Here is a 14,234-nt window from a genome sequence, read left to right on the forward strand (position 1 = left end):
GAAAAACGAGCCACGCACAACTCAGTGCACGAGGCTCGTGAGACTTCTGTGGTTCAGGCAGTGTCTTTCAGTGATGCCATGTCAATGACAAAGCGGTACTTCACATTGCCTTCTTCCATGCGCTGCCAAGCTTCGTTGATCTGGTCGATATTGATCATCTCGACATCACAGCTGATCCCGTGCTCGGCACAGAAGTCCAGGACTTCCTGGGTCTCCGGCATACCTCCGATCAATGAGCCTGCGAGGACACGGCGCTTGAAGATGAGGTTGATACCCTCGACGGCAGGCTCTAGTGGCTCCAGCAGACCTACCAGAATATGAGTGCCATCATATTTCAGGGCATTGAGATAAGGATTGATGTCATGTTTTACCGGGACGGTATCGAGCATGAAGTCGAACTGCCCCGCGACGGAGGCCATCTGTGCTTCATCGGTGGATACAACAACATGGTCGGCGCCCTGGCTCTTGGCTTCGGCAACCTTGGAAGCGGAGCGTGTGAAGATCGTCACTTCTGCCCCCATGGCCTTGGCCAGCTTGACCCCGATATGTCCAAGTCCTCCCATGCCGATGACGCCGACCTTGTGGCCCGCCTTGACGCCATAATGCTTGAGGGGAGAATAAGTGGTGATGCCTGCGCACAGGAGTGGGGCGGCGGACTTGATGTCGATGCCATCGGGCATGCGAACTACGAAGCGCTCGCTGACTACTACCTTATCGGAATAGCCGCCCTGGGTCAGGGTGCCATCGTGCTTGTCCGGGCTGCCGTAGGTCATGGTGAAGCCTTCCAGGCAGAACTGCTCCAGGCCATCATTGCAGGCCTGGCAGTGGCGGCATGAGTCCACCATGCAGCCGACGCCGACCAGGTCGCCGACCTTGTATTGAGTGACGTCATCACCTACTGCCGTGACACGGCCGACAATCTCATGGCCCGGTATGACCGGATAAGAGGCCATGCCCCAGTCATCGCGGGCAAAGTGCAGGTCACTGTGGCAGACACCACAGTAGAGGATCTCGATCGAGACATCGTCTGGGCGTGGCGCGCGTCTTGTGAAGTTCCACGGCTGCAGAGGTGTCGTGGATGAGTGTGCAGCATAACCCTTGGCGGGCACAGAAGCGTTCTGTGTCATGAGGGACTCCCGGTGGGGTGAATAGTGTCCGCCATTGTGAGCGGCCGTTCTCCGTACGGCCATGCCCGTTTCTCTGAGATGGATGCTGGATCCTATGGTGGTTTGTTGTGTGATGCCTATTCCTCGCTGAAATCATGCACAATACGCTGAACACGATGACGGCCTGATCAGGGAGAGAACAGAGGGACAGCATGCACAATCATCTTTCAATGCCATCGTCACTCGAGCTTGTGGCCGATAACTCTGTGTCTGGTGCAGATGGCACGACGATCCGCTGGGCTGCTGGGTTGGCTGCAACCCTGAGGCCACTGATCGAAAAAGAAGGGTTTTCCGAGACACCTATCGAGGGGGTCAGGCTGATTGCCTCTGAATGTGGTCATCCACGGACCCCCTTGATCTATGAACCCGGGCTCTTTGTCATCGCTCAAGGCGACAAGATCGGTTACCTGGGAGAGCGAGTCATTCACTATGGCCCTGGGAACTACCTGGTTCAGGCAATACCGCTGCCGTTTGAATGTGAGACATTGACGAGACCGGAAGCGCCCTTGCTGGGGATCAACATTGCCGTGGACCCGCTCACATTGAGTGAGCTGGTTCAACGTGTGCCCGAGATGAATCATTCTGACCAGCATGGTATGGAGCCGTGTCGTCCAGAGCCCATGGCAGCGGTTGCCATCGATGCCTCCATGGCAGAAGCGGTGCAGCGCTTGGCAAGCTGCCTGCACGACAAGGTTGCCTGTGATGCGCTGGGGAGTGGAAGAGTCAGGGAAGTCTTGTTTGCTGCACTGACAGGGCCTCAAGGTCAGTCGTTACGGCAGTTGGTGCAGAGCCATGGGCACTATGCACGTATCGCTGAGTCTCTGTCCTATCTGCATCGCCACTTTGCGGCGCCATTGACTGTCGAAACACTCGCCAATCGAGTCAACATGAGCACCTCGCACTTCCATCATCATTTCAGGCAAACCACACAAATGTCTCCGGTGCAGTATCTCAAACGCCTGCGCCTGCTCAGGGCCCGAGTGCTGTTGAGCCAGGAACGTTTCAATGTTGCTCGTGCGGCAATTGAAGTTGGCTATCGCAGCACGTCTCAGTTCAGTCGTGAGTACAAACGCTATTTTGGTGTCAACCCATCTCAGGGATGACTGAACGGCCTGTGGGAGACGTAACTGTCGGTAAGCTGAGACGAACCGAGGAGCAGATGGGGTGTCTCAGAAACTCGATATCCGCTCTTTTGCCGAAATGAGCGAATCATTATCAAGGGCATGTAAGGAAGTGGTATAGGAGGGTGACCAACTTTCAGTTGAGTCGAGGGAACCATGGCCTGTGCCTCTATCTGTTGGTGCCATGGTGTTACCGAGAGATGATGAGGAACAGGATGATTATCAAGCGTATACCCGACCTGAAGTGGCATGATGTCACGCCGCACAATGTTTATCTGAGCCGCCGTCAGCTGTTGAAATCTGCTGTAGCCACTGCAGCGGGCATCGCTCTTGCAGGTCCGGCAATGGCTGGCATGCTGGACTATCGCGAGTCTTCCCTGTCCACGAGTGACAAGCCTAACGACCTGGAAGACATCACTCACTACAACAATTTCTATGAGTTCGGCACTGGCAAGGAAGATCCCGCACGCAATGCCCATACCCTGACCACGGATCCTTGGTCGGTGGAAATCGGTGGTCTGGTGGAGAAGCCCGGTCAATATGGGCTGGAGGACATTCTCAAGAATGTTTCTCTCGAGGAGCGTATCTATCGGCTGCGCTGCGTGGAAGCCTGGTCCATGGTCATTCCCTGGATTGGCTTTCCTCTAGCGGATCTGCTCAACCGGGTTGGCGTGCGCCCTAGTGCGAAATATGTTGCCTTCGAAACACTCTTGCGGCCTGAAGAGATGCCTGGGCAGCGTGGCAATGCACTGGACTGGCCCTATCGTGAAGGCTTGCGTCTGGATGAGGCCATGCATCCCCTGACCATTCTCGCCACCGGGCTGTATGGGGATCCATTACCCAATCAGAATGGCGCTCCGCTGCGCCTGGTCGTGCCCTGGAAATACGGTTTCAAGTCGATCAAGAGCATCGTCAAGATCACTTTGACTGAAGAAATGCCATATGCGACCTGGAATCAACGCCAGAGTAGCGAATATGGCTTTTATGCCAACGTCAATCCAGAGGTGGATCACCCGCGCTGGAGCCAGGCGACAGAACGCCCCATTGGGGCTGGCCTGTTCGGCGGTCGTCAGCCAACCAAGATGTTCAATGGTTATGCCGATCAGGTAGCTCACCTCTATTCCGGCATGGATCTGAGGAAATTCTACTGATGGCTAGACTGTTGCCTGATGGCATGGCGCGTCGAATCAACAAGTCGCTACGCAGGGTTCCGGCGGGCATTGGTTATCTACTATGCCTGCTGCCCTTTCTGTGGCTGACATGGTTGACCTTCAGCGGTGGCCTTGGTGCTGATCCGGTCAAGGAGATCGAACATCGTCTCGGTGAAGCCGGCCTGCAGTTGTTGGTCATTGTGTTGGCGATAACACCACTGAGGCTCTGGACGGGAATCATCCTGGCCCGCTTCCGGCGTGCCATTGCCCTGATGGGGTTTTACTACATTGTGGCGCATCTGGCGGCCTGGCTAGTGCTGGATATGGGATTGCTATGGAGTCAGGCGGTGGAAGACATCTTCAAGCGTCCCTACATCACCATCGGTATGGCGGCACTTATCCTGATGATTCCCTTGGCGCTGACCTCGAATGACAGGGCTGTTCGGCGACTTGGCGGCAAGCGTTGGCTCAAGCTGCATCGTCTGACCTATATCGCGGTCTTGCTGGGTGGCCTGCACTATGTATGGCTGGTGCGTACCTGGGAAGCTGAGCCATTGATCTACATGGCTGTCATTGTGATGCTGCTTGCGGCACGAGTCCCATGGCAGCGCTACATGACCCGTTCGACGTCAGTAGGGCGCGAGGCTGCCACTGTGCGACGCTGAACTTCCCTTCCCACATATTTCTCCGCTCTCTTCTCGAATCAAGCCTTCAAAATCAAAAAAAGCGCCCCGTAGGGCGCTTCGTTCATCGGCTCGGGTCCGTCCGTAGAGGGACCTTTCGATGTTGCGAGCATCGGAGTCGAAGTGAGGTGGATAGGCTGCCTTTTAGGCTTCCTGAACCACCGGAATCACGGTCGAGGCCAGTTTCTGGTATTCCTCGATCTCGTGGAAGTTCATGTAGCGGTAAATTTCTCCCGCCATGGCATCGAACTCTCCCATGTAACGCTTGTATTCGTCAACACTGGGCAGCTTGCCTTCCACCGCAGCCACTGCTGCCAGTTCCGCAGAGGCCAGGTAGACGTTGGCGCCATCGCCCAGGCGGTTGGGGAAGTTACGCGTTGAAGTGGAAACCACAGTACTCTTGGATGCCACACGTGCCTGGTTGCCCATGCACAGGGAGCAGCCCGGCATTTCCATGCGAGCACCGGCGCGTCCGTAGATGCCGTAATAGCCTTCTTCGGTCAACTGATGCTGATCCATCTTGGTCGGCGGAGCGAGCCACAGGCGGGTCTGCAAGCTACCGGCGGGCTGTTTCTCGAGCAGCTTGCCAGCTGCTCGGAAGTGGCCGATGTTGGTCATGCACGAGCCGATGAAAACTTCATCGATCTTTTCGCCGGCAACTTCAGACAGCAGGCGGGCATCGTCCGGATCATTCGGAGCACACAGGACTGGCTGGTCGACGTCAGCCAGGTCAATTTCGATGACGGCAGCGTACTCGGCATCAGCATCGGCACGCATCAGGCTCGGGTTGGCCAGCCATTCCTCCATGCCCTGGATACGGCGCTCAATAGTACGTTTGTCACCATAACCGTTGGCAATCATCCACTTGAGCAGGGTGATGTTGGACTTCAAGTACTCGGTTACTGACTCTTCAGACAGCGTGATGGTGCAGCCGGCTGCGGAACGTTCGGCAGAAGCGTCGGACAGCTCAAAGGCCTGCTCGACAGTGAGGTCTTCAAGGCCTTCGATTTCGAGGACTCGGCCAGAGAAGGCGTTCTTCTTGCCGGACTTCTCGACGGTCAGCAAGCCCTGCTGGATGGCATAGTAGGGAATCGCGTGGACCAGGTCACGCAGGGTGACGCCAGGTTGGCGCTTGCCCTTGAAGCGAACCAGGATGGACTCCGGCATGTCCAGCGGCATGACGCCGGTGGCAGCGGCGAAGGCGACCAGGCCGGAGCCTGCCGGGAAGGAGATACCCATCGGGAAGCGAGTGTGAGAGTCACCGCCAGTACCCACGGTATCCGGCAGCAGCATGCGGTTCAGCCAGGAGTGGATGATACCGTCGCCCGGACGCAGGGAGACACCGCCACGGTTCATGATGAAGTCGGGCAGGGTGTGGTGAGTTTCCACATCCACCGGTTTCGGATAAGCCGCGGTGTGGCAGAAGGACTGCATCACCAGGTCGGCCTGGAAGCCAAGGCAGGCGAGATCCTTGAGCTCGTCGCGCGTCATCGGCCCTGTGGTGTCCTGGGAGCCCACGGTGGTCATTTTCGGTTCGCAGTACATGCCCGGGCGCACGCCTTCCATGCCACAGGCCTTGCCCACCATCTTCTGGGCCAAGGTGAAGCCCTTGCCAGTGTCCTTGGGCTGTTCGGGCAGACGGAAGATGTCAGATGCTTCCAGGCCCAGAGCTTCACGGGCCTTGGTGGTCAGACCACGGCCGATGATCAGCGGAATACGACCGCCAGCACGAACTTCGTCGAGGATGACTTGGGTCTTCAGTTCGAAGGTGCTGATGACCTCATCGGTGTCATGCTTGCAGACCTTGCCTTCGTACGGATAGATATCGATGACATCGCCCATCTCCATCTTGGAGACGTCCATTTCGACGGGCAGGGCGCCGGCATCTTCCATGGTGTTGAAGAAGATGGGAGCAATCTTGCCGCCGAAGCAGAAACCACCGGCGCGCTTGTTCGGGACATTGGGAATATCATCGCCGAAGAACCACAGCACGGAGTTGGTGGCGGACTTGCGAGAAGAGCCGGTACCTACCACGTCGCCGACGTAGGCAACAGGGAAGCCCTTGGCCTTGACTGCTTCAATCTGGGACATCGGGCCCTTGGTGCCAGGCACTTCAGGCTCAATGCCTTCACGCTCGTTCTTGAGCATGGCGTTGGCATGCAGGGGAATATCAGGGCGTGACCAGGCGTCGGGAGCCGGGGACAGGTCATCGGTATTGGTTTCACCGGGGACCTTGAACACGGTCAGGGTGATCTTGTCGGCCAGTGCCGGTTTGGACAGGAACCACTCGGCATCAGCCCAGGACTGCATGACGTCCTTGGCTACTGTGTTGCCAGCCTTGGCGCGCTCTGCGACATCATGGAAGGCATCGAACATCAGCAGGGTGTGCTTGAGCTGCTCACCGGATTCAGTGGCCAGACTCTCGTCATCCAGCAGTTCGACCAGTGTGGCGATGTTGTAGCCGCCTTGCATGGTACCCAGCAGCTTGACCGCGTGGACCTTGTCGATCAACGGGGAAGTCGCTTCACCCTTGACGATAGCGGTAAGGAAACCAGCTTTGACATAAGCGGCTTCATCCACCCCGGGAGGTATACGGTTAGTCAGCAGATCAAGAATGAATTCTTCTTCACCGGCGGGCGGTGCCTTGAGCAGTTCGACCAAGGCAGCAGCCTGTTCAGCATTCAGGGGCTTGGGTGGTACGCCTTCCTGGGCACGCTCTTCGACATGTTGGCGATAGGCTTCAAGCACGTGTGGGCCCTCATTGGTTGTGGTGGTCACGATCTCGACCGAAGTATCGGTCTTGGGACGACGTGATGGAACAACGGTGTCAACGGTGGCGGGATTCTAAACTAGATTGTAGACAATGTTAAGAGAGCCCGTTATTACGGGGTTCGAACAGAGGGTTGTGATATATCGACGCAGCGAGATGAGACTAAGCGTCGCGGCTTTTTCATCATGTGAATAATGAGGGTGCCATGTGCTGATACAGGCGCTACCATAACGACATTCGATGAAATGGAGAGGTTGATGTCGCAACGCATCGTATCGCCTTGTGTTGGACTATGTTCCACCACGGTGGGAGATAATGTCTGCCGGGGCTGCCAACGCCACGATGGCGAAATATTGCGCTGGCCCAGCTTTTCTACCGAGCAACGCGAGCAGCGCATGCGCGAACTGGATCAGATGCGTAGCGATGCTGCCTCTCGTTTCGTGGAGGTGGTGGATGCCGGGCAGTTGGAGCAACAGTTGCTCAGGCACCGAATTCGCTTTCGGCAGGAGCAACCTGCGCTATCCCGCGTAGTGGAACTGCTGCGAGTTGGTCGTCAGCAGATCAAGGAAGTCGGCCGTTACGGCATTTTCCCTGTTACCGGTAGCCCAACTGATCCTCAGGCGCTTTATGCTGCCATCAACCAGGTACTGCTCGATGCCGGAGAGGCGCGTCGGTGTCGGGATATCGAATCGAGTCACTCATCGGCTGAGTGCTCTGGCCAGCCTTTGGCCTAGGACGACAGGACCTTGTGGAAAAGTGCCCATAGTAGGGAGCACGGCCAGAAGATGTCCGGGAAAATCCTTATTCATGGTATATCAGGACTAACATTTCATGACCGTTTCTCTTGCTGTTGCTCATGACTCCTTGATTCCTCAGGAGCTGATCGACTTTCTTCCCTGTGAAACACCACAACGCTGGGTTGATTGGGCTCTCGACAATGAAGAGCTGCTGCTGATCGACCATGCACAATGCGAGAAAAAGGCAGCTTCCACGGCGATGAGTCTGATGTATCGCTATGTGGACCAGCCGGATCTGCTGACCAAGATGTCGCAATTGGCCAGGGAAGAGCTGCTGCATTTCGAACAGGTGGTGAGAATCATGCTTTCCAGAGGCATTACATATCGCCATATTAGTGCTTCCCGCTATGCTGAAGGACTGAGGAAACTGGTCCGTGGCGATGAGCCGGGGCGCCTTGTCGACCTTCTTATCGTGGGAGCCCTGATCGAAGCACGTAGTTGTGAGCGCTTCGCACGGCTGATACCCCACTTGGACGCTGAGCTTGCCAAGTTCTACCGTGGTCTGGTTAAGTCTGAGGGACGTCATTTCGAGGATTACATCATGCTCGCGAAACAAGTGTCCGATGCGCCGGTCGAGCCGCGCGTCGAGATATTCCGTGCACGCGAGGCTGAGCTGATTGCTACCCCGGATGATGTCTTTCGTTTTCACAGCGGCGTACCGGCCTGAAGCCGGGGCGACGCCATGCAGGGGAACACCATGAGGGACGCCGGACAAGAAGCTTCCCAGACAAAAGACCGGGATTACCTGGCACTTTTTGGGCACTTTTCTCTGACATTGGGAGATGATGTCCTCATCCAGTTCAGTTATGACAAAGTCAAGGCTCTGCTGGTGTATCTGCTGCTGCATCATCAGCCCGTCAACCGGGCAACCTTGGCGGAACTGCTGTGGCCGGACCAAGGGTTGTCCTCAGGCCGTACCAATCTGCGTCATGCCTTGCACTGCTTGCGCCAGTCATTAGGGGATTCCGCAGATCAGGCCCTGACGGTATCGCGGCAGACCATTGCCTTTCGCCTGCCATCTCATTGGGGCTTTGATGTCGATGATCTGCAAGGGTTGCTCGAAGCTGAACGGGATGTGGCAACCCTGGGCAAGCTACTGCGCTGCTATCGTGGTGAGTTGGTTGAAGAGCTGCAACTGCCTTCTTGCCCCGATTTCCAACGCATGCTTGTTCAGGCTCGCAATGAATGGCGTCAGAAAGTCATTCGTTTTGCCGAAGATGTCCTGGCTCAGGATGCATCGGTTCCAGACTCCCTGATGCAGGACTTGGTCAGTCGCTTTTCTGGCTATGGTCCCTTCCACGAACGTTTGGTTCGTCAGTTGGCTGAAAAAGGGCAGGTCGCGGCTGCCCATGCCCAATACAACGATTACCTGCAGTTGCTGGCACTGTCCGGACAGCAACCCGAGCCGAGCTTTCTGCAACTTGCCAGTCATTGGTCCGATGGTCAGCCAGACCCTCAGAGCATGTCCCCCAAAGGCGCCTTTTCCCGTACGCTGGCCATGGATAGCGCTCCTCTCAGCGAGGAGGAAGTGGATCACCGCCAGTTGTCGGTGATGGCGATTCGCCTGCGCCTTTCCGGAGACCTTTCCAGTCGCGCTGAAAGCCGTGCCTGCCTGGCCTTGCAGATCGAACTGATGCGTTGGCTGGAAAAACAGTGTCATCAATTGGGAGGCTTCTGGCTGCCTGGTGCCACGGGCGGCATGGGACTGGCCTGCTTTGGTACCCATGGCCCTGCCCACCAGTTGGCTGAGCTGGTAGCGCTCTACGAGCATTGTCGAGGCCAGATCGCTGAGGAGTCACGACGGCACTGGAGTGGGGAAGGCGATGTACCAGCCATTGAACTGGCTGCAGGTCTCAATAGTGGGCAGGTGGTTTATCTTCCTGCGCGGCACCTGGTCGATCCATTGGGGCAGGTAAGCCAAGGGGCCCTGGCTCTGATGAGTGCTGCCGATGGCAGTGAGCTGGTGATTTCTCAGGAAGCCAGTCAGCATATGCCACCTGCGCTGGATTTACAGCCTCGACTGTCTTCGCGTCTGGTGGCCCGCGATGGTCGAGTGATGCTACGAGCCTTGGTGCTGGGTGACAATCTCGGCGGGCGTGATGCAGCCCCACCAAGCCTGGTGGGCCGCGAAAGCGCTGTTCGTACCTTGCGCGATGCCCTTGCCCGGGCAGGGCTTGGACTGCGCCAGAGCGTACTGGTGCGTGGACCGTCTGGGCTTGGCAAGTCGGCCCTGCTGGTAGGTTTTCGTCATTCAGAACAAACCCGGGAGGCGGCGATATGCTGGCAGCCCAATACACGCTTATCGGGGCAAGAGGCCTACGGTGTTGCACGCCAACTGATCCGTTGGTACCTCGATGGTGGCATCAATGCCGATTCACTGACGAAGCTGGTAGAAGAGGTTCACGGAGAAGTGCTGCCGGAGGCATCCTGGGAATGGCTGGCGGAAGCCATGGGGATCCGGGAGCCTCGCGAAGTGACCTTGCTGGCCCAGAGCAGCGAAGCGGTGGAACTGGTGGTATCCATACTCTATGGGTTGATTCACCGGCTCACTGAAGAGCGCCCGCTGGTGTTGATGATCGATGACCTGCAATGGGTCGACGAGCCTTCCTTCAAAGTGCTTGCTGGCCTGCAGGCGCGCCTGCCGATCAATTGTCCTTTCCTTCTGGTGGCCAGCCAGCACGGTCGAGAGACGCTGCCAGTCCGCTTGCATTGGGACCAGCAGATCACGCTCGGTCGCCTGGACGCCATGCAATCATCACGCTTGCTGTCGCAACTGGCCAGGCGCTATGGACTGCATTTTTCTCCGCGTCTGCGCAGTCAGATCATTGAACGCTGCGATGGTGTGCCGTTGTACTTGCAGGAGATCTGTCGCCGCCTGGACATGGACCGTCGCGAGGGACGTAGTGTCCAGTTCGAGGAACTACCGCAAGGTCTGCTCGGTCTGCTCAGCAGCCGTATCGACCAGCTTGATGGCGATCGTGAAGCGGCTCATATCGCTGCTGTACTGGGGCGGTATTTCCGTTTCGACTTCCTGAAGGAGTGCACGGGCTGGGAGCCGGATCGCCTGGGTCGTGCGCTGGAGGAAATGCGTCGCCTCGAGATCATTGAGCCGGCCGAAGGCGAAGGCAACATCCGTGAATATCAATTCACCCACCAATTGCTGCACGAGGCCGCCTATCTTTCCTGCCCGCGAGACATTCGGGTCGAAACCCATCGCCAGGTCGTGCATCTGATCGAAGAACATCATCCCGTATGGATCAGCCGTCACCCTGGTGAATTTGCCTTGCATCTACGCCGCAGTGGGCATTATGCCCGTGGAGCACGCTACTTCGAACTGGCAGCACGGGAAGCACTCAAGGTCAGTGCCAACCGTACGGCACTGAAAATGGCTGACGAGGGATTGGCCAGCCTGCGCTTGGCTGATGAGCCGGTGGAGCGCGAAATCAGTTTGCTCACGGTACGTGGGCAGGCTGCATATGCGCTGGAGGGGAGAGGGTCGATCACTGCCCACGACAGCTTTGTCAAGGCGCGTGAGCTGCTTGCCCGGCTTGATCAGAACCCCGATGACGAAGACGACCTTGAGCAGGCGTTCCTCGTTCAGTGGGGGTTATGGATCGGTTGCAGTGAACGCAATGCCCATGCTGATGCTTTCCTGCTGGCTTCTCGGCTCGCTGACCTGGCGGCACGCATGGATGATCCACGTTATCGTCGTTTGGCGGATTATGCTGGCGCCAGTTGCGAGTACTGGGCAGGACGCATTCGCCAGGCCTATGATCACCTGGAAGAGCTGGACCCGCTCAACAACACCATGATGATTGAGTGGCTGCCCTTCGCCGATCATCCCCAGGTAGCGGCGGCCTGCTTTCAGGGCTGGGCCTTGTGCCTGCGTGGCGACTACCAACGTGCCGAGCATCATGTGGAGTCGGCCATTCGGCTGGCCGAGCAGATCAATCATCCAGGTAGCCTGGCTATGGCACTGATGTATGCGTCGTCGCTGTATCGCCAGCTTGGTCATGTCCATGAAGCCTCCCATCGGGCGCAGCGTGCCCGTCAACTGACGTGTTCGGCAGACCTGCACCTGTGGCAACTGGCATCGCGGGTGGTAATGGGATGGCAGCAGGCGTTATCCGGGGGTAAGGAAGGGTTGGTGCAGATCGAGGCCTGTCATGAGGAATGGGCAGAATTGAGTGGCAGGGACCTCTATAAGCGCCCCGACCTGTGGTATGTGGATGCATGTCTGGCGTTGGGTGAGCTGGACCGGGCCGAAGATTATCTCGACCAATGCCTGTTGATGGCTCGTGAGCGTCACTCCTTGTTCGTTCCGGAGATTGCCATCCAGCTGGCCCGGGTACGTCAGCGTCTTGGGCGTGGCACCGATGTCGTTCGCAGCCTGATCGAGCTTGCAGCACAGCAGGCGGAGCGTGATGGCAATCTGCATCAGCAACTCAGTGCTCTGGAGCAATGGCTCACTCTGATCGAGCCTGGTAATACACAAGTGCGCGAACAGTTTCGTGAACTGCTGGCTCAGGTGTCGTTGAGTGATGCTCCGGTGCTGGTGCGTTGGCGAACGTTACTGGACAAGCGTGTCACTCAGGCCTCTGGGTTCTGAAAACCCTGCCTGCATCTTGCTCGCGACAAGGTGTCTCGCGACAAGGTATGGAGGCGAGCTGGAAAGTACTACCATCAGGTCAGGCGTTCCAGCTCGCTGATATTGTGCATGGCTTCGGCGCTGGAACTGCCGCATAGCTCGGCATCGAAATCGAAACTCAGGCACACCCGGGGACGGCGAAGGTCACCGAACAGGCGGCATAGATTGTTCGTGTCGAGTTGTACGCAGCGCATTCCTGCGGGTTTTCCCTTGGGCATGCCAGGGATGGGCGAACTGATCGAGGGGGCGATGCAACAAGCACCACAACCGGGTCGACAGCCTGCCTGAGGGGCTGCAGATTGTCGGGCGATCAGTTCACTCATCATGCTCTCACTGAACCTTCAGATTTCCGCCGTGGCGCCCTTGTGCACGCCTTCGAAAGCCCGAATTCTGGTGGGAGTACCAGTATCCTTGGCGACTTCGCCAGCCAGCCAGGCAGCGATGTTTTCCACTGTCGTTGAGGTTGGCAGAATACGGCACCGCTCTGCCGGAAGGGTCAGGCTGAACTGACCCTGGGCGGACTGATAGGCGGTACGCAACCAGTCACCACGGTCGCCTTCGGCAACAATGTCCTCAGCAGCGACCAGGTAGCTGTCCGCCAGCCAGTCGGCATATCGGGTTTCCAGTGTGGCCTGGCGCTGTCCTTGCTGGATGACGTGCAAACGTGAGCGATGGCCGTGAGCAATTCGCTGGCAGTTGCCGGCATGGCGCTTGAGCCCATGGGTATAGGTGTATGCGGCACCATCGATACGCTCATCCTCGAACGTGAGCGTAATACTGTCTACTCGAGCGGGAGGGCGTCGCATCATCTCGGTACTCAAATGACTGGCCAGTGCCTCGGGGGTGATCCGCTTCCATGGAAACAGGGTGAATGCCTGGCGGGGGCCGCGCACTTCCATGTCATAGGGCTCTGTCGTGCGGATACAAATACCTTCCGGGCAGTCACTGATCGAGATACCTGGCGCTTCTGTTGGCACGATCAAGGTGTGATCAATGCCATCATCGAGTCGAGATTTGATCCACGGTTTGACTTCGCCGAAATCGAACAGCATGCCGTCTTCGCCAAGTTGTCCGTCGAGTTCGACATGTACGTTCCAACTGGCACCTATCAGGCCGCGTTCGGGGCACCAGACAGAGCTGTCCACATGGGTCAGGTGGTATACGAACAATGCCATCAGTCGATCCCCAGAATCTTGTGTGTTTGCAGTGACAGGCGCCACTGTGGATGAGCCAGGCAGTGAGCCACGCAGGCCGCCATGGGAGAGCGCTCGGAGTCACTGCAGATTGTCACGGAAGCGATATCAGGCTGATGGTGTTTTTCGTCAGGCTGAAGGCTCTCATTTACAGGCTGATGGCTCCTGTCCATAGGCTGCAGCAGAAAGTGCTCGAAGGCCATGTTCTCGAAGCGTTGTGGTGGTGCATCCGCCTGGGGGAACACCAGCTTCAGTTCGTTGCCATGCGTCTGGACAATGGCGGCGCTTCCCTTGGGGCTGACGCATAGCCAATCGATGCCAGGCGGTGCGGGTAGGGTACCGTTGGTTTCCACTCCGACGTCGAAGCCGCGCTGGTGCATGGCGTCGATAAGTGTTTCATCGAGCTGCAGCAATGGTTCGCCCCCGGTGAAGACGACATAGGGGGCGGCAGGAGAGATTTTCTCCACCGGTTGCCACAGAGACAGCAGGTGATCTGCCAAGTCTCCAGCATCTGCAAACTTGCCGCCGTTCTGACCATCCGTGCCGACAAAGTCGGTATCACAAAACTGGCATTGGGCCTTGGCACGGTCCTGTTCGCGGCCTGACCACAGGTTGCAGCCGCTGAAACGACAGAAGACGCTGGCGCGACCGCTCTGTGCGCCTTCGCCCTGCAGGGTATAGAAGGCTTCCTTGACACTGTACATG

Annotated in this window: 11 protein-coding genes; 6 read left to right on the plus strand and 5 right to left on the minus strand. The window is 57.5% G+C overall.

Annotation, left to right across the window (positions count from 1 at the left end; all coding sequences use genetic code 11):
* Window positions 1-53: 53 nt before the first annotated feature.
* On the minus strand, window positions 54-1,127 hold the full coding sequence (locus tag Q1K07_RS15040; protein WP_300312532.1) for an NAD(P)-dependent alcohol dehydrogenase: 1,074 nt from the start codon (window positions 1,125-1,127) through the stop codon (window positions 54-56).
* A 191-nt stretch (window positions 1,128-1,318) separates the two neighbouring features.
* On the opposite strand from Q1K07_RS15040, the gene Q1K07_RS15045 reads away from it, so the two are divergent.
* From Q1K07_RS15045 to msrQ, 3 genes are all read left to right on the plus strand, one after another.
* Complete coding sequence (locus Q1K07_RS15045) at window positions 1,319-2,269, plus strand: AraC family transcriptional regulator (RefSeq protein ID WP_300312535.1); 951 nt, start codon at window positions 1,319-1,321, stop codon at window positions 2,267-2,269.
* A 233-nt stretch (window positions 2,270-2,502) separates the two neighbouring features.
* On the plus strand, window positions 2,503-3,438 hold the full coding sequence (gene msrP / locus Q1K07_RS15050) for a protein-methionine-sulfoxide reductase catalytic subunit MsrP (RefSeq protein ID WP_300312538.1): 936 nt from the start codon (window positions 2,503-2,505) through the stop codon (window positions 3,436-3,438).
* On the plus strand, window positions 3,438-4,103 hold the full coding sequence (gene msrQ / locus Q1K07_RS15055; protein ID WP_300312541.1) for a protein-methionine-sulfoxide reductase heme-binding subunit MsrQ: 666 nt from the start codon (window positions 3,438-3,440) through the stop codon (window positions 4,101-4,103). The genes msrP and msrQ overlap by 1 nt, the downstream gene beginning before the upstream one ends.
* Before the next feature lie 162 nt (window positions 4,104-4,265).
* Here the strand turns inward: msrQ and acnB are convergent, their stop codons facing one another.
* A complete protein-coding gene (gene acnB / locus Q1K07_RS15060) occupies window positions 4,266-6,869 on the minus strand; it encodes a bifunctional aconitate hydratase 2/2-methylisocitrate dehydratase (protein ID WP_300312614.1) in 2,604 nt (867 codons plus the stop codon).
* A gap of 279 nt (window positions 6,870-7,148) precedes the next feature.
* On the opposite strand from acnB, the gene Q1K07_RS15065 reads away from it, so the two are divergent.
* The 3 genes from Q1K07_RS15065 (at window position 7,149) to Q1K07_RS15075 (ending at window position 12,297) form a co-directional block, all read left to right on the plus strand.
* Window positions 7,149-7,625, plus strand: a complete 477-nt coding sequence (locus tag Q1K07_RS15065; protein WP_300312545.1) for a DUF1289 domain-containing protein — start codon at window positions 7,149-7,151, stop codon at window positions 7,623-7,625.
* Window positions 7,626-7,722: 97 nt separating this feature from the next.
* Entirely contained in the window at window positions 7,723-8,355 is a 633-nt protein-coding gene (locus tag Q1K07_RS15070) for a tRNA-(ms[2]io[6]A)-hydroxylase (protein WP_300312546.1), read from the plus strand.
* Between the two features lie 30 nt (window positions 8,356-8,385).
* Entirely contained in the window at window positions 8,386-12,297 is a 3,912-nt protein-coding gene (locus Q1K07_RS15075) for an AAA family ATPase (protein WP_300312549.1), read from the plus strand.
* A gap of 74 nt (window positions 12,298-12,371) precedes the next feature.
* Here the strand turns inward: Q1K07_RS15075 and Q1K07_RS15080 are convergent, their stop codons facing one another.
* From Q1K07_RS15080 to queE, 3 genes are read right to left on the minus strand one after another with little or no spacing between them, the layout of a single operon-like run.
* Window positions 12,372-12,659 carry a YkgJ family cysteine cluster protein gene (locus Q1K07_RS15080; RefSeq protein WP_300312552.1) on the minus strand — a complete coding sequence of 96 codons (288 nt, stop codon included), beginning with the start codon at window positions 12,657-12,659 and terminating at the stop codon, window positions 12,372-12,374.
* An 18-nt stretch (window positions 12,660-12,677) separates the two neighbouring features.
* Entirely contained in the window at window positions 12,678-13,511 is an 834-nt protein-coding gene (locus Q1K07_RS15085; protein ID WP_300312555.1) for a 6-carboxytetrahydropterin synthase, read from the minus strand.
* A complete protein-coding gene (queE, locus tag Q1K07_RS15090; protein ID WP_300312557.1) occupies window positions 13,511-14,233 on the minus strand; it encodes a 7-carboxy-7-deazaguanine synthase in 723 nt (240 codons plus the stop codon). Before queE ends, Q1K07_RS15085 begins: the two co-directional genes overlap by 1 nt.
* Between the last annotated feature and the right edge of the window lies 1 nt (window position 14,234).

It is taken from the genome of Halomonas sp., assembly GCF_029263665.1.
Taxonomy (GTDB): Bacteria; Pseudomonadota; Gammaproteobacteria; order Pseudomonadales; family Halomonadaceae; genus Halomonas.

Excerpts from the sequence above, each read along its gene's own strand:
- queE (WP_300312557.1), bottom strand. The coding sequence starts at position 14,233 with ATGTACAGTGTCAAGGAAGCCTTCTATACCCTGCAGGGCGAAGGCGCA.
- msrP (WP_300312538.1), top strand. The coding sequence starts at position 2,503 with ATGATTATCAAGCGTATACCCGACCTGAAGTGGCATGATGTCACGCCG.
- Q1K07_RS15085 (WP_300312555.1), bottom strand. The coding sequence starts at position 13,511 with ATGGCATTGTTCGTATACCACCTGACCCATGTGGACAGCTCTGTCTGG.
- Q1K07_RS15065 (WP_300312545.1), top strand. The coding sequence starts at position 7,149 with ATGTCGCAACGCATCGTATCGCCTTGTGTTGGACTATGTTCCACCACG.
- Q1K07_RS15045 (WP_300312535.1), top strand. The coding sequence starts at position 1,319 with ATGCACAATCATCTTTCAATGCCATCGTCACTCGAGCTTGTGGCCGAT.
- Q1K07_RS15075 (WP_300312549.1), top strand. The coding sequence starts at position 8,386 with ATGAGGGACGCCGGACAAGAAGCTTCCCAGACAAAAGACCGGGATTAC.
- Q1K07_RS15080 (WP_300312552.1), bottom strand. The coding sequence starts at position 12,659 with ATGAGTGAACTGATCGCCCGACAATCTGCAGCCCCTCAGGCAGGCTGT.
- Q1K07_RS15070 (WP_300312546.1), top strand. The coding sequence starts at position 7,723 with ATGACCGTTTCTCTTGCTGTTGCTCATGACTCCTTGATTCCTCAGGAG.
- Q1K07_RS15040 (WP_300312532.1), bottom strand. The coding sequence starts at position 1,127 with ATGACACAGAACGCTTCTGTGCCCGCCAAGGGTTATGCTGCACACTCA.
- msrQ (WP_300312541.1), top strand. The coding sequence starts at position 3,438 with ATGGCTAGACTGTTGCCTGATGGCATGGCGCGTCGAATCAACAAGTCG.